General features: G+C 69.1%; 26 protein-coding genes. All 26 read right to left on the minus strand.

Going from position 1 to position 23,595, the window contains the following annotated elements:
- Positions 1-3: 3 nt before the first annotated feature.
- Positions 4-372 (minus strand): 50S ribosomal protein L14, encoded by a 369-nt coding sequence (gene rplN, locus AC1DG4_RS17725; protein WP_477376125.1) that lies wholly within the window; start codon positions 370-372, stop codon positions 4-6.
- A complete protein-coding gene (gene rpsQ, locus AC1DG4_RS17730) occupies positions 369-686 on the minus strand; it encodes a 30S ribosomal protein S17 (protein WP_052680074.1) in 318 nt (105 codons plus the stop codon). The genes rplN and rpsQ overlap by 4 nt, the downstream gene beginning before the upstream one ends.
- Positions 686-1,000, minus strand: coding sequence for a 50S ribosomal protein L29 (gene rpmC, locus AC1DG4_RS17735; RefSeq protein ID WP_045271047.1), 315 nt, complete (start codon positions 998-1,000; stop codon positions 686-688). Before rpmC ends, rpsQ begins: the two co-directional genes overlap by 1 nt.
- Positions 1,000-1,419: a 50S ribosomal protein L16 gene (gene rplP, locus AC1DG4_RS17740; RefSeq protein ID WP_477376122.1), complete on the minus strand. Its 420-nt coding sequence runs from the start codon at positions 1,417-1,419 to the stop codon at positions 1,000-1,002. The genes rpmC and rplP overlap by 1 nt, the downstream gene beginning before the upstream one ends.
- Positions 1,419-2,174: a 30S ribosomal protein S3 gene (gene rpsC, locus AC1DG4_RS17745; protein ID WP_477376120.1), complete on the minus strand. Its 756-nt coding sequence runs from the start codon at positions 2,172-2,174 to the stop codon at positions 1,419-1,421. The genes rplP and rpsC overlap by 1 nt, the downstream gene beginning before the upstream one ends.
- Entirely contained in the window at positions 2,174-2,575 is a 402-nt protein-coding gene (gene rplV / locus AC1DG4_RS17750) for a 50S ribosomal protein L22 (RefSeq protein WP_477376118.1), read from the minus strand. The genes rpsC and rplV overlap by 1 nt, the downstream gene beginning before the upstream one ends.
- Complete coding sequence (gene rpsS / locus AC1DG4_RS17755; RefSeq protein WP_045271043.1) at positions 2,575-2,856, minus strand: 30S ribosomal protein S19; 282 nt, start codon at positions 2,854-2,856, stop codon at positions 2,575-2,577. The genes rplV and rpsS overlap by 1 nt, the downstream gene beginning before the upstream one ends.
- A gap of 12 nt (positions 2,857-2,868) precedes the next feature.
- Entirely contained in the window at positions 2,869-3,708 is an 840-nt protein-coding gene (gene rplB / locus AC1DG4_RS17760) for a 50S ribosomal protein L2 (protein WP_477376116.1), read from the minus strand.
- 20 nt (positions 3,709-3,728) lie between these two features.
- Entirely contained in the window at positions 3,729-4,046 is a 318-nt protein-coding gene (rplW, locus tag AC1DG4_RS17765) for a 50S ribosomal protein L23 (RefSeq protein WP_045249924.1), read from the minus strand.
- On the minus strand, positions 4,043-4,699 hold the full coding sequence (gene rplD, locus AC1DG4_RS17770; RefSeq protein ID WP_477421386.1) for a 50S ribosomal protein L4: 657 nt from the start codon (positions 4,697-4,699) through the stop codon (positions 4,043-4,045). The genes rplW and rplD overlap by 4 nt, the downstream gene beginning before the upstream one ends.
- Positions 4,700-4,704: 5 nt before the next feature.
- On the minus strand, positions 4,705-5,364 hold the full coding sequence (gene rplC, locus AC1DG4_RS17775) for a 50S ribosomal protein L3 (RefSeq protein WP_045271040.1): 660 nt from the start codon (positions 5,362-5,364) through the stop codon (positions 4,705-4,707).
- A gap of 10 nt (positions 5,365-5,374) precedes the next feature.
- Entirely contained in the window at positions 5,375-5,683 is a 309-nt protein-coding gene (gene rpsJ / locus AC1DG4_RS17780) for a 30S ribosomal protein S10 (RefSeq protein WP_017201594.1), read from the minus strand.
- A 431-nt stretch (positions 5,684-6,114) separates the two neighbouring features.
- Positions 6,115-7,041, minus strand: coding sequence for a class C sortase (locus AC1DG4_RS17785; protein WP_477376112.1), 927 nt, complete (start codon positions 7,039-7,041; stop codon positions 6,115-6,117).
- A gap of 169 nt (positions 7,042-7,210) precedes the next feature.
- A complete protein-coding gene (locus AC1DG4_RS17790; protein ID WP_477376110.1) occupies positions 7,211-8,617 on the minus strand; it encodes a SpaH/EbpB family LPXTG-anchored major pilin in 1,407 nt (468 codons plus the stop codon).
- An 86-nt stretch (positions 8,618-8,703) separates the two neighbouring features.
- Entirely contained in the window at positions 8,704-11,085 is a 2,382-nt protein-coding gene (locus AC1DG4_RS17795; protein ID WP_477421387.1) for a SpaA isopeptide-forming pilin-related protein, read from the minus strand.
- A 370-nt stretch (positions 11,086-11,455) separates the two neighbouring features.
- Positions 11,456-11,680: a hypothetical protein gene (locus tag AC1DG4_RS17800; RefSeq protein ID WP_477376106.1), complete on the minus strand. Its 225-nt coding sequence runs from the start codon at positions 11,678-11,680 to the stop codon at positions 11,456-11,458.
- A 212-nt stretch (positions 11,681-11,892) separates the two neighbouring features.
- Positions 11,893-13,083 (minus strand): elongation factor Tu, encoded by a 1,191-nt coding sequence (gene tuf, locus AC1DG4_RS17805; protein ID WP_477421388.1) that lies wholly within the window; start codon positions 13,081-13,083, stop codon positions 11,893-11,895.
- A gap of 184 nt (positions 13,084-13,267) precedes the next feature.
- Positions 13,268-15,382, minus strand: a complete 2,115-nt coding sequence (fusA, locus tag AC1DG4_RS17810; RefSeq protein ID WP_477376102.1) for an elongation factor G — start codon at positions 15,380-15,382, stop codon at positions 13,268-13,270.
- Positions 15,383-15,518: 136 nt separating this feature from the next.
- Positions 15,519-15,989: a 30S ribosomal protein S7 gene (rpsG, locus tag AC1DG4_RS17815; RefSeq protein WP_045271034.1), complete on the minus strand. Its 471-nt coding sequence runs from the start codon at positions 15,987-15,989 to the stop codon at positions 15,519-15,521.
- 5 nt (positions 15,990-15,994) lie between these two features.
- Positions 15,995-16,363, minus strand: a complete 369-nt coding sequence (gene rpsL, locus AC1DG4_RS17820; RefSeq protein WP_013584051.1) for a 30S ribosomal protein S12 — start codon at positions 16,361-16,363, stop codon at positions 15,995-15,997.
- 238 nt (positions 16,364-16,601) lie between these two features.
- Complete coding sequence (locus AC1DG4_RS17825; protein WP_477376099.1) at positions 16,602-20,462, minus strand: SCO7613 C-terminal domain-containing membrane protein; 3,861 nt, start codon at positions 20,460-20,462, stop codon at positions 16,602-16,604.
- The gene (locus AC1DG4_RS17830; RefSeq protein WP_477376097.1) at positions 20,459-20,674 is read right to left on the minus strand and encodes a helix-turn-helix domain-containing protein; all 216 of its coding nucleotides are present in this window, start codon (positions 20,672-20,674) and stop codon (positions 20,459-20,461) included. Before AC1DG4_RS17830 ends, AC1DG4_RS17825 begins: the two co-directional genes overlap by 4 nt.
- Positions 20,674-21,150, minus strand: a complete 477-nt coding sequence (locus AC1DG4_RS17835; protein WP_477376095.1) for a DUF2975 domain-containing protein — start codon at positions 21,148-21,150, stop codon at positions 20,674-20,676. Before AC1DG4_RS17835 ends, AC1DG4_RS17830 begins: the two co-directional genes overlap by 1 nt.
- Before the next feature lie 211 nt (positions 21,151-21,361).
- On the minus strand, positions 21,362-22,009 hold the full coding sequence (locus AC1DG4_RS17840; RefSeq protein ID WP_477376093.1) for a spermidine/putrescine ABC transporter substrate-binding protein: 648 nt from the start codon (positions 22,007-22,009) through the stop codon (positions 21,362-21,364).
- A gap of 107 nt (positions 22,010-22,116) precedes the next feature.
- Positions 22,117-22,506, minus strand: coding sequence for a hypothetical protein (locus AC1DG4_RS17845; RefSeq protein WP_477376091.1), 390 nt, complete (start codon positions 22,504-22,506; stop codon positions 22,117-22,119).
- A gap of 144 nt (positions 22,507-22,650) precedes the next feature.
- The coding region (locus tag AC1DG4_RS17850) for an ABC transporter (RefSeq protein WP_477421389.1) at positions 22,651-23,595 on the minus strand (945 nt) is incomplete at its 5' end.

The following is a 23,595-nucleotide window of genomic DNA, read 5'->3' on the forward strand; positions in this document are numbered from 1 at the left end:
GAGTTACAGCACCTCCGGGGCGAGCGAGACGATCTTCATGAACTTCTTGTCACGAAGCTCACGGCCGACCGGACCGAAGATACGGGTGCCGCGGGGCTCCCCGTCGTTCTTCAGGATCACGGCGGCGTTCTCGTCGAACTTGATGTAGGACCCGTCGGGACGGCGGGTCTGCTTCTTGGTACGGACGATGACGGCCTTGACGACGTCACCCTTCTTGACGTTCCCACCGGGGATCGCGTCCTTGACCGTGGCGACGATGATGTCGCCGACGCCCGCGTAGCGACGGCTGGAGCCGCCGAGCACGCGGATGGTGAGCAGCTCCTTGGCGCCGGTGTTGTCGGCGACCTTGAGTCGGGACTCGGTCTGGATCACTTTGCCTTCTCCAGGATCTCCACCAGACGCCAGCGCTTGGTGGCGCTCAGCGGGCGGGTCTCGTTGATGAGAACGAGGTCGCCGATACCGGCGGCGTTGTTCTCGTCGTGCGCCTTGACCTTCGTCGTACGGCGGATGACCTTGCCGTACAGCGGGTGCTTCACGCGGTCCTCGACCTCGACGACGATGGTCTTGTCCATCTTGTCGCTGACGACGTAGCCGCGGCGCGACTTGCGGTAGCCACGAGCATCGGCGTCACGCACGTCGTGCGAGACGACCTCTGCCTCAGCGGCAGCAGCCTTCTTCTCAGCCATTACTCGGCCTCCTCCTTCGGCGCGTCAGCCTCGTCGGCCTTCTTCGCCTTTGCCTTGGACGCCTTCTTGGCCGGAGCCTCGACCGGAGCGGGCGTCGCACGGATGCCCAGCTCGCGCTCGCGGATCACGGTGTACAGGCGCGCGATGTCGCGCTTGACGGCGCGGATGCGGCCGTGGCTCTCCAGCTGGCCGGTGGCCGACTGGAAACGGAGGTTGAACAGCTCCTCCTTGGCCTTACGCAGCTCCTCGACGAGGCGCTGGTCTTCGAACGTGTCGAGCTCGGTCACACCGAGCTCCTTGGTGCCGATCGCCATTACGCGTCGCCCTCCTCGCGCTTGATGATGCGTGCCTTGAGCGGCAGCTTGTGAATGGCACGGGTCAGTGCTTCGCGAGCGAGTTCCTCGCTCACACCCGCGACCTCGAAGAGGACGCGACCCGGCTTGACGTTGGCGACCCACCACTCGGGAGAACCCTTACCGGAACCCATGCGGGTCTCGGCAGGCTTCTTCGTGAGCGGACGGTCGGGGTAGATGTTGATCCACACCTTTCCGCCGCGCTTGATGTGACGGGTCATCGCGATACGAGCGGACTCGATCTGACGGTTGGTCACATACGCGGACGTGAGGGCCTGGATACCGTACTCGCCGAAGGAGACCTTCGTGCCGCCGGTTGCCGCACCATCACGCTTGGGGTGGTGCTGCTTGCGGAACTTGACCTTACGAGGGATAAGCATCAGGCAGACGCTCCTTCTGCGACGGGAGCCTCGCTGCGCGGGCCACGGCGGCGGTCGCCACCACGGTCGTCACGACGGGACTTCGGTGCGTTGGCCTGCTCGCGAGCAAGCTCCTTGTTGGTGAGGTCGCCCTTGTAGATCCAGACCTTCACGCCGATGCGGCCGAAGGTGGTCTTGGCCTCGTAGAAGCCGTAGTCGATGTTCGCGCGCAGCGTGTGCAGCGGCACACGACCCTCGCGGTAGAACTCCGACCGGCTCATCTCCGCGCCGCCGAGGCGGCCCGAGACCTGGATCCGGATGCCCTTCGCACCCGCGCGCTGGGCACCCTGGAGGCCCTTGCGCATGGCGCGACGGAAGGCGACACGAGCAGAGAGCTGCTCGGCGATGCCCTGGGCGACCAGCTGAGCGTCGGCCTCGGGGTTCTTCACCTCGAGGATGTTCAGCTGGATCTGCTTGCCCGAGAGCTTCTCGAGGTCTCCGCGGATGCGCTCGGCCTCGGCGCCACGGCGGCCGATGACGATGCCCGGGCGAGCGGTGTGGATGTCCACACGCACGCGGTCGCGGGTGCGCTCGATCTCGATGTTGCTCACGCCGGCGCGGTCGAGCTGCGTCTGCAGGAGCTTGCGGATCTTGATGTCCTCGGCGACGTAGTCGGCGTAGCGCTGACCCGGCTTGGTCGAGTCAGAGAACCACCGGGACACGTGGTCCGTGGTGATGCCGAGGCGGAAGCCGTACGGGTTTACCTTCTGTCCCATTACTTGCTCGCCTTCTTCGTCTCGTCGGCCGTTTCCTGCGCCTGTCGAAGGGCAGGGGTGGCCAGCACGACCGTGATGTGGCTCGTGCGCTTCTTGATCTGGAACGCGCGGCCCTGGGCGCGGGGCTGGAAACGCTTGAGCGTCGTCCCCTCGTCCACGAAGGCGTTCTTGATGTAGAGATCCTGCTCATCGAGGAACTCGCCATCGCGGTCGGCCTTCACCTGCGCGTTGGCCATCGCCGAGTGCACGAGCTTGTAGATCGGCTCGGAGGCGCTCTGCTGGGCGAACTTCAGGATGGCGAGAGCCTCCTGCGCCTGCTTGCCCTTGATGAGGGCGACGACACGACGAGCCTTCTGCGGGGTCACGCGGATGTGCTTCACGCGTGCGACGGATTCGACCATTAGCGGCGCCGCCCCTTCTTGTCGTCCTTCTCGTGGCCGCGGAAGGTGCGGGTGGGCGCGAACTCGCCCAGCTTGTGACCGACCATGGTCTCGGACACGAACACGGGGATGTGCTTGCGTCCGTCGTGCACGGCGATGGTGTGTCCCAGCATGGCGGGGATGATCATCGACCGGCGCGACCAGGTCTTGATGACGTTCTTGGTACCGGCATCGTTCTGAACGATCACCTTGCGAAGCAGGTGCTCGTCGACGAAGGGGCCCTTCTTAAGACTGCGAGGCATCTTCTCTTACTCCTACTTGCGCTTCTTGCCAGCGTTACGGCGACGCACGATGTACTTGTCGCTTTCCTTGTTGGCGTGACGGGTGCGTCCCTCAGCCTGGCCCCACGGGGAGACGGGGTGACGTCCACCGGACGTCTTGCCCTCACCACCACCGTGCGGGTGATCCACCGGGTTCATGGCGACACCGCGGACGGTCGGGCGAACGCCCAACCAGCGCTTGCGGCCGGCCTTACCCCAGTTGATGTTGGACTGCTCGGCGTTGCCGACCTCGCCGATCGTCGCACGGCAGCGCGCGTCGACGTTGCGGATCTCGCCCGAGGGCAGACGCAGCTGGGCGTAGGGACCATCCTTCGCGACCAGACGCACCGAGGTGCCGGCCGAGCGGGCCATCTTCGCGCCGCCGCCAGGACGGAGCTCGATGGCGTGGATGACGGTACCCGTCGGGATGTTCTTCAGCGGGAGGTTGTTGCCCGGCTTGATGTCCGCGCCGGCACCCGACTCGACGACGTCGCCCTGCTTCAGCTTGTTCGGCGCGATGATGTAGCGCTTCTCGCCGTCGAAGTAGTGCAGCAGCGCGATGCGTGCGGTGCGGTTGGGGTCGTACTCGATGTGAGCGACCTTGGCGTCGATGCCGTCCTTGTCATTGCGACGGAAGTCGATGACACGGTACTGGCGCTTGTGGCCACCACCGATGTGACGGGTCGTGATGCGGCCCTGGTTGTTACGACCACCGGTCTTGCTGAGCGGACGCAGCAGCGACTTCTCCGGCGTCGATCGAGTGATCTCGGCGAAGTCTGCCACCGACGAGCCGCGGCGACCCGGGGTCGTGGGCTTGTACTTGCGAATAGCCATGTTCTGTCCTTATCCCCCGGTCAGTTCACTGCCGTGAAGATGTCGATGGTGCCCGACTTCAGGGCGACAATGGCACGCTTGGTGTCCTTGCGCTTGCCCGTGCCGAAGCGGGTGCGGCGAGCCTTGCCGACGCGGTTGATCGTGTTGACGCTCGCGACCTTGACGTCGAAGATCTTCTCGATGGCGAGCTTGATCTCGGTCTTGGAGGCGCGGGGGTCCACCAGGAAGGTGTACTTGCCCTCGTCGATCAGGCCGTAGCTCTTCTCGGAGACGACCGGCTTCAGGATGATGTCGCGCGGATCCTTGTTGGCAGCCGCGGCGAGGATGTTGTCGCTCATGCGGAGACCTCCTCGGTTGCGCCGGACTTCAGCGCGATGAACGCGTCGAAGGCCGCCTTGGTGAAGACGATGTCGTCGGAGTTGACCACGTCGTAGGCGTTGAGCTGGTCGGAGTACAGCACGTGCACGGAGACCAGGTTGCGGACGCTCAGAGCGGTGAGGTCGTCCTCGCGGTCGATGACCACGAGGATGTTCTTGCCCGGGAGCGCCTTCAGGTAGGCGGCCGCCGTCTTGGTGGACGGCTTGCCCTCGATGCCGAAGGACTCGACGACGTGCAGGCGCTCACCGCGGAAGCGGTCGCTGAGCGCACCCACGAGGGCGGCGGCGATCATCTTCTTGGGGGTGCGCTGCGAGTAGTCGCGCGGCTTCGGGCCGTGGACGATGCCACCACCGGTCATGTGCGGCGCACGGATGGAGCCCTGACGGGCGTTACCCGTGCCCTTCTGCTTGAAGGGCTTGCGACYGGCACCGGAGACCTCACCGCGACGCTTGGTCGAGTGGGTGCCCTGGCGTGCCGCGGCGAGCTGCGCGACGACGACCTGGTGGATCAGCGGAACGTTGGTCTTGGCGTCGAAGATCGCGGCGGGGGCGTCGACCGTACCGGTCTTCTTGCCGCCGGCGAACACGTCGAGCGTCAGAGTGGTGTCAGCCATGGGACTCAGGCACCCTTCACTGCGTTGCGGACGTAGACGATGCGGCCGCGTGCACCGGGGACGGCGCCCTTGACGAGCAGCAGACCCTTCTCGGCGTCGACGGCGTGCACCGTGAGGTTGAGGACGGTCACGCGCTCGCCACCCATACGACCGGCCATGCGCATGCCCTTGAAGACACGGCTCGGGGTCGACGAAGCACCGATGGAACCGGGCTTGCGGTGGTTGCGGTGCGAACCGTGCGAAGCGGAGACACCCTTGAAGTTGTGGCGCTTCATGACACCGGCGAAGCCCTTGCCCTTGCTGGTGCCGACGACGTCGACCAGCTGGCCGGCCTCGAAGGTGCCGTCAACGGTGAGCTCCTGGCCGAGCGCGTAGTCGCCGGCGTCCGCGGTGCGGATCTCGGTGACGTGGCGACGCGGGGTGACCCCGGCGGCCTCGAAGTGCTTGGCGAGGGGCTGCGTGACCTTGCGCGGGTCGATCTGACCGGCCGCGATCTGCACGGCGTTGTAGCCGTCCTTCTCGGGGGTGCGGATCTGGGTGACCACGTTCGGGGCCAGCTCGATCACGGTGACCGGGATCAGCTTGCCGTTCTCGTTCCAGACCTGGGTCATGCCGAGCTTCGTGCCGAGCAGGCCCTTGGAAATCTTTGCGTTGATGTCGACCATCGTGATCCCCTTACAGCTTGATCTCGATGTTGACGTCAGCAGGAAGGTCGAGACGCATGAGCGAGTCAACGGCCTTCGGCGTCGGGTCGACGATGTCGATCAGACGCTTGTGGGTGCGCATCTCGAAGTGCTCGCGGCTGTCCTTGTACTTGTGGGGCGACCGGATGACGCACACGACGTTCTTCTCGGTCGGAAGCGGCACGGGGCCGACGACGGTCGCGCCCGCACGGGTCACGGTGTCGACGATCTTGCGGGCCGACGTGTCGATGACCTCGTGGTCATACGACTTCAGGCGAATGCGGATCTTCTGTCCCGCCATTGTCTGMTCTCTCTCATTAAGCGTCTTACCTGCCCGGATCGGGTGATCCGGGGGCATTGGACGCGCGACGGCGCGTTCTGCGCCTTCGCACTCCTCCTCCTGGCCCGGATCCTTGCGGATCGGGCCTCTCGAAGGGGCGCACCACTGTTCTGCTGTCAGCCCGGGGCCTTGCGACCCGCGGAAGCCGACCCCCGCACACGGCAGGGCCTCGGTGAAGAGGTGTCGGTTGTGTGTTCTGCTGCCCGCGGCCCAGATCCCTGCGGCCGCTTCCCGGAGGAAGGGCGCCGTCTGTGCACTGCCCTGGCAGTGATCCGGCGCGCATCGGGACGCGCACCGGAATGTGGAACCTCAACAGTCTACGTGCAGCCCGGGCGTGTCGCAAACTCGGGCGTGTCGCGACGGCGTGTCCGGCGTGTCCGTGACGGGCGGTGTCAGCCCTCGTGCTCCGCGGTCTCCGGCTGTGCTTCGCGGCGGGGCCGCCCGGTCGCCCAGACGAAGCCGACGAGCACGATCAGCGCGCCGCCGATGGTCGGCGCCCACCACGGGAATCCAGGGATGTCCGGCGTCGCACCGGCAGCGTCGAGGTCCTTCTGCGGGGTCGGCGTCACGCGCTCGCCCGTGACGAGGATCCGGTGACTGTTGATGCCGAGCGGGGTGCACGTGACGAGGGTGACCAGGTCCTCCCCCGCCTGCGCACTCAGCGTCTGCGTCTGCTCAGGGAGGACCACTTGGGTGTCGCGCACCCGGTAGGTCAGCACCTGGCCGAACACCTCGATGGTGAACGTGTCGCCGATCTTGACCTGGTCGAGGTTGTCGAACAGCGTCGCGCCGGCGAGCCCGCGGTGGGCCGTGAGCACGGAGTGCTGGTCGGCACCCCCGATCGGGAGGGACGTGCCCTCGAGATGCCCGACGCCCTTGGTCAGGGTCGCGTCGGAGGTGCCGTGGTAGATCGGCAGATCGACTCCGATCGACGGGACGCGCAGCCGCGCCATGACCCCGTCGGCGTCGGCGCGGAGCAGGCTCGGGTAGTCGAATCCCGGAGCGCCCGCCGAGCTGGTCGGGATGCGGGATCCTGCCGCGACGAGCGCGCCTCCGACGAGCGCCTTGTTGTACGCCCGCGCCTGATCGAGGGCCTTCTCGCGGGTATCGGCCGCGGAGCCGCCGACCTCGGAGTCGACCTTGACGATGAGCTGCGACTGGTTGTACTGCGACCACCAGCTCGCCACGGTCGGATACATCAGGAGGAGGAGTCCGGCGAACGCGATGGCGGCGAGGATCGCGGTGCCCCAGGGCATCCGCCAGCGTGGGCAGGGGGTCGTTCGCAGGTCGCGACGTCGCAGTGGTGCGGTCTGCGTCATGACGCCCTCCTCGAGGTGCGGATCGGAACGGGCCCCTGGTTCGGGACGGAGGCGCTTCGGCACGGACCTGTCGTCCGCCCGAAGCAGGGAGGAGGGCGGGGACTCGCGTCCCGCCCTCCTCCTGTCCGTCAGCGGTCACGCCGAGGGGCGACCGCTGACGGACCTGTCATCAGTGACGACGCGTGCGCAGGCGACGCACCACGATGGTGCCGAGCCCGGCGGCGACCAGCGCGCCACCGACGATCGCGAACAGCGTGCTGCCCGCGCCACCGGTCAGCGGCAGGTTCGGTCCCTGCTGCTGGGTGTTCGAGATCGCGAGGGCCGTCGGCGTCGCGGTGCCCGCGGCGGTGACGGTGACCTGGGTCCACGGGTCGGCAGGGAGCACGTAGCCGGCCGGAGCCTGGGTCTCCTTGAGCCAGTAGTCCTTGCTCTTCACGTCGTTGTTGCCGACCCACAGGCCGTCGACGAGGATCTCGCCCGCGTCGTTCGTGGTGAACGGGCCGGCGACCCTGGTGCCGTTCTTGGCGTCGTAGACCTCGAAGATCGCGCCCTTGAGGGTGTTCTTCGTGGTGGCGTCCTGCTTGACGACCTTCAGCGCGCCCCAGTTGGTCTGCGGCGTGTTGGTGGTGCGGTCGGAGCCGTTGGTGTTGACGACGGCGGTGTTCAGGATCTGTCCGTCGGCGCCGAGCGAGGTCACGGTCGTGGTGATGTCCGCGGTGACGGCGGTCTTACCGGCGAGCTTGCCGAGGCCGGTCCCGGTGAACGTGATCACGGCGTTGCCGGAGACGGTGTAGTCCGTGCCCTCGGTCAGCGTGGTGCCGTCGACCTTGACGACCGCGCCGACGTAGGTCAGCCGCGCGTCGAGGTTGTCGGTGATGGAGAAGCTGCGGTAGCTGTCACCGGCGGCGAGGGCCGGGATCGGCGCGTTGACCGTCCACACGATCTGCGAGCCCAGCACGGGCGCCTTCGGGTCGGCGACCGTCTTGGTCGGCTCCGTGGTGTTCAGCTTGTTCTTCGGGTAGACGTGCACGTTGTACAGCCACGCGCCCTGGTTCGGGTACGGGACCGACACGAGGAACGGCTGTACCGGCGAGACGATCGGGTTCGTGCCGGGGCTGGTCTCCGTGACGAGGTACAGGCCGTAGGGCAGGTTCGAGACGACGGCCTGACCGGTGGCGTCCGTGGTCGCCGTGGTTCCGGCGGCGACCGAGAACGGCGCCGACGACACGTTCGCCGGGGTCGCGGTCTTCGCCTGGTCCCAGCCGGCCGCGGAGGTGAGGTCGATCGGCGTGCCGTTCGCGCTCACCCGCTGCACGCTGAACTGGACGCCCTCGAGGCCCTGGCCGAGCGCGGCGAGCTTGCCGGCGTCGGTGATCTGGGTACCGTCGCCGGCCGCGCCGGGGTCACCCGCGTGCTTGTGGATGGTCAGGGTGCCCGTGGTCCCCGTGATGTTCGAGGGGCTCAGAGTGTCGGCGGCGTTTGCGGCCGGAGACACTGCGAGGGCGCCGAGCGCGGCGAGAGCCGCGACTCCGAGGCCGGCTGCGATCTTGCGCAGCCCGAGAGACCTGGTGGTCATTGCCGTTCCTGCTTTCTTTGTTGTCGATCGTCGACCGGCACCCGCCGGCCGACAGTTGTCCTGCTGTCGGTGAGGTGGGTGGTGCGTCAGGAGGCTCGGCGCGCGTTCCGGCGGAGTCGCAGGACCCCGAGGACCGCCAGCGCGGAGAAGAGGAGAGCGCCGCCGCCGAGCAGGAAGGCGTCGCTGCCGAGACCGCCGGTCAGCGGGAGCACGGCACCGGCCTGCTGCTCGTTCTGCTGAGCGCCGACGTTCAGCGTGGTGCCGGCGTTGGCCGCGTTCACGGTGAAGGTGAAGGAACCCGCCGCGATGTAGCCCGCCGGAGCCAGCGTCTCCTTGGCGGAGTAGGTGCCCCAGGCGAGCTTGTCGAGACGGAAGGCGCCGGGCGCAGGGTCGTTGTCGGGACCGGCGCAGGGGGCCGTCGTGCAGTCCTTGACGACGACGCCCTGTGCGGGCAGACCGGGGCCGGTGAGGGTCCACTCGGATCCGGCCAGCTGGCCGCCGGTGTTCTTGGACGTCTTGGTCCAGACGACGGATCCGGGCTTGCTCGCGTTCGTGATCGTGCAGACCGCGTTCGCGTTCGCCGCCACGGCGACGGAGGATCCGCTCACCGTCGCGCCGGTGCAGGTCCAGGCGCCCGCGGCGTAGCCCGCGGGKCTGCCGCTCTCCGTGAGCGCGTAGGTGCCGGGCGCGACGACCGCGGTTGTCACGCTCGCGTCACCGGTCTTGCCGGTGATGGTCTGCGCCCCGGTCGCGGTGAGCGTCCAGTCGGAGACCACAGAGCCGCCGCCGTAGGTGTTGTCGACCTGCTTCTTTAGCGTGAGCGTGCCCGCCGAGGGCTTGTTCGTGATCGTGCACGCCACCGCGTCGCCGGGGGCGACGCCCGTGACGTCGGCGCCGGTGGCACCGGGCAGGGTCACGGTGCGGGGCGAGCCGCCCAGCGGGGTGACGACGCAGCTACCGCTGACGAAGTCCCACCCGCTCTTCTGCGTCTCGGACACACGCACGGTCGCCCGCGAAGTCTGCTTGTCGAACGCGACGGTCCAGTTCACGTCTCCCGAGGCCGGCGTCGTCTGCGTGGGCGCGGACGGCGTGGAGGTGGCGGATCCGGTGGTCGCGGTCGTCGCCGCACCCAGGGTCCACCCCGATCCCGGCACGGGGTTCTTGCCGTTGATGTCGAGCACCGTCTTGTGCACCGAGACGGTGGCGAGCAGCGGCGAGTTCGTGATCGTGCACGCGACGCTGGCGCCGGAGCGGTTCGGGATCGTGAGCTGACCCGCGGCGTTCGTCGGCACCGTCGCACCGGTCTCGTCGACGCAGACCAGTGAGCTCGCGTAGTCGGCCAGGGTGCCGGGGGATCCGGCGGCGATCGCCTCGGATACCGAGTAGACGCCGCTCTGGATCACCGGGAGCGGGCCGACCTGCGCGACCTGCACGCCGTTCGACGCGCCGGACGTCGTGGCGGTGCCCGCCTCGGTCGTTCCGCTCTTCACCGAGAGGCGGAACTGGTCGCCGACGTGGCCGCGGGCGATCACGTTCTTCTTCACGGTGAGGTTCGCCGGCGAGTTGCAGCTCGCGAGGTCGGTGCTGCTCAGGTTCGACGTGACGTCGCTCCCGATCTGCACACCCGTCGACGCGTTGTACTCGCGCACCGTGGTGCCGTTGCCGAGGTACATCGAACCGGTCGTGTTGAACGCCATGCCGTTGATGGCCGAGAAGCCGGACGGCGTGAAGGAGAACGACTGCGACGCGGGGAGCTGTCCGCCCGTGCCGCCCGCGATCGAGGCCGCGGTGACCGAGTAGACGGTCGTGGTCATGGCGCTGCCGGCGACGTAGAGGTTGCCGTTCGCGTCGAACGCCATGTCGCCGTTCGTCCCGCCCGCCGAAGACGTGTCGATCGTGCCGACCAGCGAGAAGGCGCCGGTGCCCGGCACGTACCGGTAGATGTAGAAGCTGCTGCCCGAGAAGCCGCCGAAGAAGTAGTTGCCCGTCTTCAGGTCCACCGCACCGGCGACGAGCGACGCCGCGGTGTTGTAGCTGTCGCCGGTGGACTTCCACGCGGAGCCGTCGAAGTACCAGATGGTCGCGGTGCGGGAGTTGTTGGTGCGCTCGTACGCGATCGCGGTGGAGCCGTTCGCGCCGATGCCGAGGCCGTTGAAGGACGCGACGCCCGACGCGGCGGAGCCGACGTTGCTGACGCTCCCGTTCGAGACGCGCTGCAGCTGTCCGCCCCCCGAGACGGCGTAGAACGTGCCGGTCGCGCAGACCAGTCCGGCAGTGGCGCTCGGCGCGACGCGCGCGGCCAAGGGCCCGGCGACGGCGGAACGGACCGAGGACACCGACGCGCTCGCGGAGACCGGCGCAGCGGCAGGCGCGGTCACGGCCTGAGCCGCCGGCGTCGCGACGAACGCCAGCCCGATGCTCATCCCGAGCGCCACGACGGCGCGCACGAAGTTCTCCCCAGATCTCATTGTGCTCCCCAGCCACAACGAAGGCCGCCTCGCTCCCCGCGAAACGTCCTTCACGAGAGCCGATCACTCGGCACTCTTCTCCCCAGCGGACCGTCCCCCGGCCCGATGTTCGGGAACCCATTTCCCGTGAGTCCCCTGCGGCTCCCACTCCCCGTGTGAACCGCGGATCCTGTCCCGCTTCGGGCTGACACGCTGACCCCAGTGATCAGGTGCGTTTCCCGTGCAGAGACGATGAATCCACTGACGACGCTACGGCATGCCTCCGCGAATGACCAAATCGACGGCCGCATCGCGCGAGATCACGGCGCCTGGACGCGACGAAGGGCGAAGCGCCGCAGCGCTCCGCCCTTCGGAAGATGTCAGTTCGAGGTCACTCGTTGCCCACGGACTTGTCGAGGTTGTCGCGGACGCCGTCGATCTGCTCGGCAGCACCGGGCGCGACCTTCTTGGCGAGATCCGCAGCACCACCGAGGACGGTGTCGCTGATGCCCTCCGCCTGCTCGCTGTGCAGGACCTCGTCGATCTTCTCCTTGTTCTGCTCGATGAACTCCTTGCCCTTGTTCACGGCGTCGTTGATGGCGTCTTCGAGACCCATGGGGTTCCCTCCCTAGATCGAGCCGGCGTTCGGCCCGCACGTGGCCATTCTGCCCGGGCAGGTCCGCGAACGGAAGCCTTTTCCCGCGTGGTGACGCCGCGTGTCACGAAGCCGATCCGCGTGCGGGTGGAGCCCGCCGGTCCATCGACACCCCAGACGACGGCAAAGGGGCCGAGCCCGAAGGCTCGACCCCTTTGCGAGGAAGCAGATGCTTACTTGACGACCTTGGTCACCGTGCCGGCGCCGACGGTGCGGCCACCCTCACGGATCGCGAAGCCGAGGCCCTCTTCCATGGCGATCGGCTGGATCAGCTCGACCGACATGTCGGTGGTGTCACCGGGCATGACCATCTCGGTGCCCTCGGGCAGCGTGATGACGCCGGTGACGTCCGTGGTGCGGAAGTAGAACTGCGGGCGGTAGTTCGTGTAGAAGGGGTTGTGACGGCCACCCTCGTCCTTGGACAGGATGTACGCGGTGCCCTCGAAGTTGGTGTGCGGGGTGATGGAACCCGGCTTCACCACGACCTGGCCGCGCTCGACGTCCTCGCGCTTGGTACCACGGAGGAGAAGACCGCAGTTCTCGCCGGCCCAGGCCTCGTCGAGCTGCTTGTGGAACATCTCGATACCCGTGACCGTGGTCTTCTGCGTCGGGCGGATGCCGACGATCTCGACCTCGGAGTTGATCGCGAGGGTGCCGCGCTCGGCGCGACCGGTGACGACCGTGCCACGACCGGTGATCGTGAAGACGTCCTCGATCGGCATCAGGAACGGCTTGTCCTTGTCGCGGATGGGGTCCGGGATCGAGTTGTCGACGGCCTCCATCAGGTCGAGGATCGACTGCGTCCACTTCTCGTCGCCCTCGAGCGCCTTCAGGCCCGAGACGCGCACGACCGGAGCCGACTCGTCGAAGCCCTGGCTGGCGAGCAGCTCGGAGACCTCGAGCTCGACGAGCTCCAGGATCTCCTCGTCGTCGACCATGTCGGCCTTGTTCAGCGCGACCAGCAGGTACGGCACGCYGACCTGCTTGGCGAGCAGCACGTGCTCACGGGTCTKCGCCATCGGGCCGTCGGTGGCGGCGACCACGAGGATCGCGCCGTCCATCTGAGCCGCACCGGTGATCATGTTCTTGATGTAGTCGGCGTGCCCGGGCGCGTCGACGTGAGCGTAGTGACGCTTCGGGGTCTCGTACTCGACGTGCGAGATGTTGATCGTGATACCGCGCTGACGCTCCTCAGGAGCGGAGTCGATCGACGCGAAGTCGCGCTGAACGTTGGTGGCCGACGGGAACTTGTCGGCGAGCACCTTCGAGATCGCAGCGGTGAGCGTGGTCTTGCCGTGGTCGACGTGACCGATCGTTCCGATGTTCACGTGCGGCTTGGTCCGCTCGAACTTGGCCTTAGCCACTGGGTCCTCCTCAGGACGTCATGTAGGGGCACCGGGCACTGGGTTGTGACCGCTTTCCTACGGGTTTGATTCTCAGTTTAGTAGAGAGACGATGTGAAGTTGTCTGATCCCTCGTCTCCTCGCTCAGGAACCGGATCCGGAGACCGGTTCCTGAGCGAGCGAAGCGAGACGAAGGGCCTAGGGCTTACTCGCCCTTGGTCTTCTGGATGATCTCGTCGGCGACGGCGCGCGGGACCTCGGCGTAGCTGTCGAACTCCATGGAGTAGACGGCACGGCCGGACGTCTTCGAACGCAGGTCGCCGATGTAGCCGAACATCTCGGACAGCGGGACCGACGCGCGCACAACCTTGACGCCCTGGGCGTCCTCCATCGACTGGATCTGGCCACGACGCGAGTTCAGGTCGCCGATGACGTCGCCCATGTACTCCTCCGGAGTACGGACCTCGACGGCCATCAGCGGCTCGAGCAGCACGGGGTTCGCGCGGCGCGCGGCCTCCTTGAAGCCCATCGATCCGGCGATCTTGAACGCCATCTCCGAGGAGTCGACGTCGTGCGCAGCACCATCGGTCAGGATCGCCTTGACCCCGACCATCGGGTAACCGGCCAGGACACCGACGTTCATCGCGTCCTGGAAGCCGGCATCGATGGATCCGATGTACTCGCGCGGCACGCGACCACCGGTCACGGCGTTCTCGAACTCGTACGACTTCTCGGCGCCGAGATCGAGGGGCTCGATCGTGAACTGGATCTTCGCGAACTGACCAGAGCCACCGGTCTGCTTCTTGTGCGTGTAGTCGTGCTTCTCGACGGCCTTCTTGATCGTCTCGCGGTACGCCACCTGCGGCTTGCCGACGTTGGCCTCGACGTTGAACTCGCGCTTCATGCGGTCAACGAGGATGTCCAGGTGCAGCTCACCCATGCCCTTGATGGTCGTCTGACCGGTCTCGGGGTTGAGCTCCGTGCGGAACGTCGGGTCCTCTTCAGCGAGCTTCTGGATGGCGACACCCAGCTTCTCCTGGTCGGCCTTGGTCTTCGGCTCGATGGCGACCTCGATGACGGGCTCGGGGAAGGTCATCGACTCGAGGACCACCGGCGACGCCGGGTCGGTGAGGGTGTCACCCGTGGTGGTGTCCTTCAGACCGATGACCGCGTAGATGTTGCCGGCGGTGACCGCTGGGACCGGGATCTCCTTGTTGGCGTGCATCTGGAAGATCTTCCCGATGCGCTCCTTCTTGCCCTTGGTCGAGTTGATGACCTGAGCGCCGGACTCGAGCTCGCCCGAGTACACGCGCACGTAGGTGAGGCGACCGAAGAACGGGTGCACGGCGACCTTGAACGCGAGGGCCGCGAACGGGTCCTTCGCGTCGGGGTGACGCTCGATGATCGTGTCGTAGTCCTTGGGGTCGTGCGCCTCGATCGAGCCCACGTCGAGCGGGTTCGGAAGGAAGTCGATGACGGCGTCGAGCATCGGCTGGACGCCGCGGTTCTTGAACGCCGAACCGCACAGCACCGGGTAGATCTCGGAGGCGACGGTCATCTTGCGGATCGCGCCCTTGATCTCGGCGACGGTGAGCTCCTCGCCGCCGAAGAACTTCTCGAGCAGGACGTCATCGCTCTCGGCGACGGTCTCGAGCAGCGCCTGACGGTACTCCTCAGCCTTGTCCTTGAGGTCGGCCGGGATCTCCTGCACCTCGTAGGACGCGCCCATGGTCACGTCGCCCTTCGAGTCTCCGGCCCAGACGAGCGCGCGCATCTCGATGAGGTCGACCACGCCGACGAAGCTGCTCTCCGAGCCGATCGGGAGCTGCAGCACGAGCGGCTTGGCGCCGAGGCGGTTCACGATGGTGTCGACGGTGTAGTAGAAGTCCGCGCCCAGCTTGTCCATCTTGTTGACGAAGCAGATGCGGGGGACGTTGTACTTGTCGGCCTGACGCCACACGGTCTCGGACTGGGGCTCGACGCCCTCCTTGCCGTCGAACACGGCGACCGCACCGTCGAGGACGCGGAGCGAGCGCTCCACCTCGACCGTGAAGTCCACGTGACCGGGGGTGTCGATGATGTTGATCTGGTTCTTGTTCCAGTAGCAGGTCACGGCGGCGGACGTGATCGTGATGCCGCGCTCCTTCTCCTGCTCCATCCAGTCGGTCGTCGAGGCGCCGTCGTGGGTCTCGCCGATCTTGTGGTTCACACCCGTGTAGAACAGGATGCGCTCGGTCGTCGTGGTCTTACCGGCATCGATGTGCGCCATGATGCCGATGTTGCGGACCTTGCTCAGGTCGGTGAGCACTTCTTGTGCCACGGGGGTGTCCTTATCTTCTTGCTGTCGTCACGCGACGAAGGAAAGTGTGGGGTGCCGGGACCGGACCTTCGACAGGCTCAGGGACCTCAGTCGGTCGCTGAGCTCGTCGARGCGCCGATCCCGGCCCGACTGGTTCTTACCAGCGGTAGTGCGCGAACGCGCGGTTCGACTCGGCCATCTTGTGAGTGTCCTCGCGGCGCTTGACCGCGGCACCCAGGCCGTTCGAGGCGTCCAGGATCTCGTTCTGGAGACGCTCGGTCATGGTCTTCTCACGGCGGCTCTTGGCGTAGCTGACGAGCCAGCGGAGGGCGAGGGTGTTCGCGCGGTGCGGCTTCACCTCGACCGGGACCTGGTAGGTCGAGCCACCGACGCGGCGGCTGCGGACCTCGAGGGTCGGGCGCACGTTGTCGAGCGCCTTCTTCAGGGTGGCGACGGCGTCCTGACCGTTCTTCGCCTCGACACCCGAGAGGGCGCCGTAGACGATCGACTCGGCGAGGGACTTCTTGCCGTCGACCAGGATCTTGTTCACCAGCGAGGTGACGATCGGAGCACCGTAGACCGGGTCGTTGACAACGGGGCGCTTGGGGGCGGGGCCCTTACGAGGCATCTAACTCAACCCTTCTTCGCGCCGTAGCGGGAACGAGCCTGCTTACGGTTCTTGACGGCCTGGGTGTCCAGGGCGCCACGGACGATCTTGTAGCGGACACCGGGGAGGTCCTTGACACGACCACCGCGCACGAGCACCAGCGAGTGCTCCTGCAGGTTGTGGCCCTCACCGGGGATGTAGGCCGTGACCTCGGTACCGTTGCGGAGCTTCACACGAGCGACCTTGCGCATCGCCGAGTTCGGCTTCTTCGGGGTGGTGGTGTACACGCGGGTGCACACGCCGGCCTGCTGCGGGTTCGACTTCAGGGCGGGAGCCTTGGTCTTGGAGACCTTCGGCGAACGACCCTTGCGAACCAACTGCTGAATAGTTGGCACTGCTTCTCCTTGTTGTGCTGCACGGTGACAGCGTGATGGGTTTCACATCAAACCCGCCCGCACGCCGAGAACGACGTGCGTTTGAGTGGTGGGTATGCCGTGGGGGCGGAGCCGACGAGTGCCGGAGCCCGGTACGCGCGCGTCAAGACGCACGCATACCCGCTCTATGGTAATGCGCGGTAACACGCCCGGTCAAATGCGCCCGGACGGCGCGCCGGGGCGGGGCGGGCGAGGCACGTCAGCGCAGGTCGCGGAGACGAGCGGCCATCGGGGCGCGCTCGGCGCGCCGTTCGGCCGTGGTCGCGATGATGAGCAGCACCGCTCCCATCACCGCAAGCGTGATCCACCACGGCATCGATTCGATCCCCCGGCCGATCTGCACCGCGAACACGAACACGTTCTCGATCGGCAGCACGATCAGCCCGATGAGGAACGGCGCTGCGAGACGTCGGGTCGCGCCGACGAGGATCGCGATCAGCGCACACACCATGACCAGGATCGCGCGCCAGGTGAGCGGATCCGTGAACGTCGACACGACCGACGCGAGCATCGTCACGACGATGCCGGGCGCCAGCAGCGACCAGGATCCGGTCGCTCCCCTGGGCCAGTCATGGAGGGCGGCGAACGACGGCGAGGGCGTCGCCGCTCCGGGGCCCGGCGCCGCGCGCCCCGGCGCCGCGAGCGCTGTCGCCGCGTCCCGGTCGAAGCGGCCCTGCATCCCCGCCGCGAGCAGGAACAGCCCGAGCGGGAGCGAGAACCACTCCACGCGCAGATCGCGTGGACTCCAGGCGACGACCGCGGTCACGAAAGCGAGGGCGAACAGGATCCACACCGGCGCGACGGCGGACGCACCGCGCGCAGCCCTGCGCGCCGTGAGCGCCATCACGGCCAGCAGCACGAGCATGAGCGACCACATCCCCCAGATCGAGAGCCAGTCCCGTTGGATCGCGGGCCAGGCCCCCGTCGTCGTCGCCACGAGTGCCGGCACGAACAACCAGCGCGAGCCGCGCACCGCGGCCGAGGTGGTCACCGCTCGCAGCGCGGCCGCACCCGCCGCCATGCCGGCGCCTCCCGCAGCCGCGAGCCCGACGCACGCGAAGAACAGCGCACCGGCGGTCAGCGGTGCCGGGAGCAGGCCGGCGACCCCCTCCCCCCGCGCCAGCAGGATCGACTGCGCTGTCCCTGCCAGCCCCGCCACGACCGAGCCCGCCGCCAGCCACGACGCCACGGGACGCAGGCGGCGAGCGGCGACGGATGCCCGCGGCGCCGCGCCGTCCTCGCCCCCGTCGTCGGAGCGGAGGTTCCGGGCGAGCACCCCCGCGACCGCCGCGAGCAGCCACGACACCGCGAGCAGCGCCCCCGTGCGCCACGGCGAGGCCTGCGCAGGGCCGGCGCCGATGAGGATGAGCACCGGCACGATCGCGCCTGCGGATCCGACCGCCGCGAACATCGCCCCTGCCCCGCCCCGCAGAGCGCGCACGGTCCCGAACGCCACCGCGGCGAGCGCGGGCGGCAACAGGTACGCCTCGGCCAGAGTCACGCCGAGCGCGGCCCACGCCGACCACAGTGCGCCTGTGGCGGCGACCGCGGCGATCGCTCGCAGGTGCCGTCGCCCGGTGGTCGCGGCCGCGATGCCCGCTCCCGTCGCGAGCAGCGCCAGCACGGCGCACGCCGTGCCGAACCCCGCGGCCTCGCGCATGAGCGCCAGCACGACGGAGAGCGCCCCGGTCAGCAGCGCACCCGCCTCGAGCGCGGTCTGGATCTGCGCCGCGACGATGCGTCCCATTCCACGGTCCGCAAGCCTCCGCCGGATCCGCCGGGTGAGCGGCAGCACGCCAGCCACGAGTGCGGCGATCGCCGGCAGCACCACCGGGGAGGCGCTCATCGGCAGCACCTGCGCGCCCAGGCACAGCACCGAGACCGCGAGCGCCGGAACGATCACGGCGGCCGCGAGCAGTCGCACCGCGGGTGCTGCGCCTTCTCGCCGCGTGCGCAGCAGCAGCGCGGCGAGCACCGCCATCGCCGCGGTGGGCAGCGCGGTCCAGCCGCTGCGCTCGATCAGCACCTGGGCCACCCCGATCGCGAACGGCGCCGAGGCCACCACGAGCATCGCCTGCCAGGAGCGGGCCGGCACCGACCGCAGCGCCGTGACCGCCGCGACCGCGAGCAGCCCCGCCGTCGCGGTGAGGCTGAGCAGCGCGACCCCGCCGACGCCGGCCAGCGCGAGCGCCGACGAGAGCACCACGAGCGCGTACCCGAAGCCCGCCCCCACGAGCAGGAAGCGTCCGCCCACCGGGTCCGCAGCGCCCAGCGCAAGGAAGGAGAGAAGGGTCACGACTCCCGCGAGTGGCATGAGCGTCGGATCCTCGGCACCGACGAAGGCGGCGAGTGCCACCGCGACGTGGGCCGCGATGAGCAGCAGGATCCGCGCGACCTCTCCGACCCGCCGGGGCACCCGCACGACCAGCGACACCGAGACCGCGGCTACGAGCAGCAGACCGATGCGGATCGGCGCCGGAAGCAGCGGCGACGCACCGAGGGCCAGTACCGCGAGCGCAGCGGGCACGATCGCCAGGGCGGCGAACACGCCTCGGAACGCGGCCGTCCGGCGGCGCGCCAGCACCGCCACGGCACCGAGGGCGGCCGCGCCGATGACGAGGCTCGCGATCAGCGCCCACCCCAGCTCGGCGGACACCGCGGCCGCCGGCCCCTGGGCGGGCCCTGTGCGCCCGGCCAGACGCGCCAGGACGGATCCGCCGGCGAGTGCCGCGAACAGGCCCCCCGGTGCGAGAGCCGCGGCGAGGACCCCGAGGCCGCCGCCGACGACCGCCGCAGGGCGTGCGGTGCGGGGCAGCGGCAGCACGGCTCCGAGCAGGACGAGCCCGAGTCCGACACCCCCGGCGCAGGACACCAGGAACCAGGGGATGCCCATCCCGGGTGCGATGCTCAGCGCCACGAGCACGGGAGCGCCCGAACCGGCGACACCTGCGACGACGCTCCACGCGCCCGCTCCCCCGTTGTGCGTGGCGAGCAGCGCGTGCACGCAGACGAGCACCGCGGTCAGGGCGAGCACCGGCGTCGTTCCCTGGAAAGTCGTCAGTCGGGCGGCGCTCATCAGCATCACGATCGTCACGGCGGCCGCCTGCGCCACGATCAGCGAGCCGCGCTCGAGATCGAACGGYGTGTCCGCACGATCCGCCGCTTCCGCACGATCCGCCGCTTCCGCGCGATCCGCCGCTTCCGCGACGAGGAACCGCGCCCCCAGCCGTGGCAGCGCGGCGACCTCGGCGAGCGCCACGAAGGCGACGGCGAGGATCGCGAGCAGCCCCGCATCACCGATCCCCGCGACGCCGGCCAGCATCGCCGGGGCCACGGCGAGACCGATCGCGCCCGTCCAGAGCCAGATTCGCAGCCGAGCGCGGCCGGCGACCGCGAGGAGCGCGGCCGAGCCCGCCGCGGTCAGCACGGCGCTGAGCAGCCACGGGTCCGCGCCCGTCGCCGCCGCGACGACGCCCTGCGCGGCGAGCCCGGCGAAGACCAGCGCGAGCGCCGCGACGGTCTCCGCGGAAAAACGCAGTCCCCGGCGGGCGAGCAGCACACCGCCGGCGACGAACAGAGCGCCCGTCGCGCCGACGATGGCGGTGCGAGCCGCGCCCGCGAGATCCGGCGTGAAGAAGCTGAACACGATCGCCGCCGTGCCGATCAGTCCCGCGCCGGCCAAGGACAGCAGCGACTGCAGCGAGGTGCTCCGCTCTGGCGCAGGCGCGGGGCCTCCCTGCCCCGGCGGCGGGAGGATCGACGCGCCGAGGATTCCCGCGACGGACACGGCCCTGCCTGCCTCGTCCGGGCGCGCCTCGAGCGGTGCGGCGACCTCAGCCACGCGCACCCGAGGCAGCGCCGCCACCAGCTGCTCACGGCGCGCGAGCGCTGCAGCGGCCTGCATCGAGGCGGACCACAGCTCCTGCGCCTGCTGTCCGCGGAAGTCGGCGCCGCACGCACGGCAGGTGGGCCCGGTGACCGCGGTGTCGCAGACCGGGCAGTGCTCGTCGTCGCGCAGTCGTCTGAGCGCCATCGCCGCCCAGTCCGCCGAGGGCGTCATGCCGCGCCCTCCGCCGTCCAGCGCAGGATGTCTCCTGGTTGGCATTCCAGCACCCGGCAGATCGCGTCGAGCGTCGTGAACCGCACCGCCTTTGCGCGGCCGTTCTTCAGCACGGCGACGTTCGCCGGCGTGATGCCGATGGCGTCGGCGAACTCCTGCACGCTCATCTTCTTCTTCGCGAGCTGCACGTCGAGATCGATCACGATGGGCATCAGACGACCTCGGAGAGATCCTGCTCGAGTTCGAGCGCCTTGCGCAGCAGCCCGCGCATCACCGCGACCAGCAGGGCGAGGGCGATGCCGATCACCACTCCGACCACGCCCAGCAGCAGGATCGAGGGGGTCACCGCGTTCCCCAGCAGGAGCACGACCACGGCAGCCCCGATCAGCACCGCCGAGGCGGCCATCGTGACCATGATGATGTCGACGTAGAGGAACGCGCCTGAGCTGAAGATCCGGTCCTGCCGCACGAGAGTCAACAGCCGCCAGACGCACACGAGCACCAGTTCGACCAGCGCCACCAGCACGATCCCGCCGACGATGCCGGGCCCGGCCAGGTAAGCGAGCTCGGGACTCCGCTGCGCGGTGAACGCGGCGACGCCGGGGATGAGCGCCACCTGGGTCGCCAGCAGCAGAGCGAGCAGCACGACGATGAGCGCCTTGAGTGCGGTGGTGATCCAGGGTTGCATGGCGCTCCTATCGAAAAGCGATCTGTATCTATCGAAAAACGATAGCCATACGTGCGTGCGGACGCCAGTCCGCACCGCAGCTCCCAGCGAACGCTCAGCGCCTCGCGGCCCCCCTCGCACCTCGGCGAGAAACCAGATCCGGCATGAGACCTACCCGCAGCACGTGTGTCTCATGCCGGATCTGGTTTCTCGCGGACCCCGCAGGGGTCGATCAGAGGGAGTCGGGATCGAAGGGCGAATCCAGCGCTTCGGTGAGCTCGGCGAGCATCGCCTCGATCTGCGGCTCGACGTACTCGCTGATCGCGGCCTGCACCCGCAGGCGATGGCGCAGCAGCAGCCCGCAGATCTCGCGACCCACGACGTTCGCGTAGTCGTCGGCGAGTGCGACCTCGTGACGCAGCGCGGCCTTCGCGTCGTCGCTGAGCGGCGGCAGCGGGGGCAGCTCCCCCGCATCCTCGTCGGCCATGCCCGCGAGCGTGAACAGGAACGGCGCGCCGGGGACCGGATCCGGATCCAGCGGCATGCCCTCGTACTCGGGCTCGAGATCCTCGGTGGGCCGGTAGGCGCGGGCGCGGTTGCGCGCGGCCTGCTGGTCGAGCTCCCCCTGCAGCATGGGCAGGTTCCGCGCGGTGTACCCGGCGACCGCGTGATCGACGATGGTCTTGATGCGCGTGGAGAGCCCGTGCTGCACGCCGTGCGGCACGTTCCCGCCGATGCCCGCGGCCGAGAGCACGGGAGAGCCCAGGCAGCGGCGGCACGGCGCGACCCGTCCGCGGTGCGTGGAGGGCTCCCAGCGCGGCACCCAGCGCAGCCAGGCCTCGACGGCCTGGTCCACCTGCGTCTCCAGCGAGCGCTCCACGCCTCCAGCGTACGGCGCCGACACGCCAGGGCGGTCACGGCACGCGAGATCGGGTGCCGTGCCGCTGCGCAGAGATCCGCCTCAGCCCCGCTCGGGACGAACGCGCATCACGGCTGCTCGTCGTCGTCCTTCTCCCACGGCCAGCGCGGAGCCCTCGCCTCCGTGCGTCGCAGCGCGATCGCCACCCACGCGGCGAGCAGCGCCGCCACCACGATCACGGCGCTCGCCCCGCCCAGCACGAGCTGGCCCGCGGCCGCCGTGGCATGGACCGCGCCCGCGCCCTCCGCCACCGCGGTGCCCCAGACGCCGCCCAGGTGCACCAGGGCCGCGCCGAGCGCGAGGAACACGGTCGCGACGAACGACGGGTGGGGGTCCGCCAGCACCCCCCGCAGCGCCAGGGCGAAGACGGCCACCGCGAGCACCATGCCGACGACGCCGGGCAGCTCGCCGAGCCGGGGAACCGCGATGAGATCGCGCTCGGTGAAGAGGCTGAGCACGCCGAGACCCATGATGGCCAGCGCGAAGAACGAGATGACCCCGATCGCCCACGCGAGGACAGGCCGAACCCCCGCGGGCCGTGGCTCGCGGGGGTTCGGCGGGGACTCGTTCGTGATGCTCTCCTGCAGGGCAGGCCGGCGCCGCTAGGGCAGCTGGGGGCCGGCTTCGAGGACGCGCTCGTACTCGCGCTGCGCCTCCTCGTTCTGAGCGGTGCGCCGGGCGCCGGTGCGGGCCGCCCACGCGCCGAACCAGATGGTGAGCTCGCGGCCGAAGATGAAGGCGGCGATCGCGAGCGGGGCGAGCAGCTGACCGTTCACGTTGTCGGCCAGCTGGGTCGCACCGAGCTTCCAGAACTCGACGGATCCGATCGCGCCGAGCAGATGCCCGCCGTACGCGAACCCGCCGACGATGATGCCGAAGACGACCCAGTAGCCCCAGCGACCGCGGTTGATGATGCCGCCGAGCAGCCAGAACCCGATGGCGAACACGACGACCGGGATCCACAGGCCTGCGCTGCGGAGCTCGTCGAGCAGGTACGTTCCGATGCTGTCGGTGGTGACCTTGCCGTCGAACCCGGCGATGCCGAGAGCGGTGCCGAGGTAGAGGATCGCGAAGGCGACGGCCGCGAGCAGGCCGATGCCGAAGATCGCGCCGCGGTTGCCGCGCTCGCGCGGGGGCTCCGGCGCCTGCACGAAGATGGGCGGCGGCACGTCGGTCGCGCCGGGGGTGATGACGGCCGGAGCGAGCACCTGCGTGGGCGCGTCGGCGACGGTGTCGACGCGGGTGGTCGCGTGCTCGAACGTCGAGGTCTCCGTGGCGGCCGCCGCCGCGACGACGGTGGGGGTCTCGGCGGGTGACGGCGGGGTGAAGGTGCCACCGAACGTTCCGGGGTATGCGGCCTCGGCCGCGTGGAAGGCGGCGAGATCGGGGTCGACGGCGGCCTGGTCCGCGGCGGGAGCCTCGCCCCGTGCGGCCGCCCCGTCGGCGGCGCGCTCGGCCTCCGCGAGGCTGTCGTTCGCGCTCTGCGCGACGGCGGCGTGGTCGGGCTGCGCGGAACCTGCGGCGTCCTCGACGGCGCCCTGGGACGC

It is taken from the genome of Microbacterium sp. 05N427 (assembly GCF_056397105.1).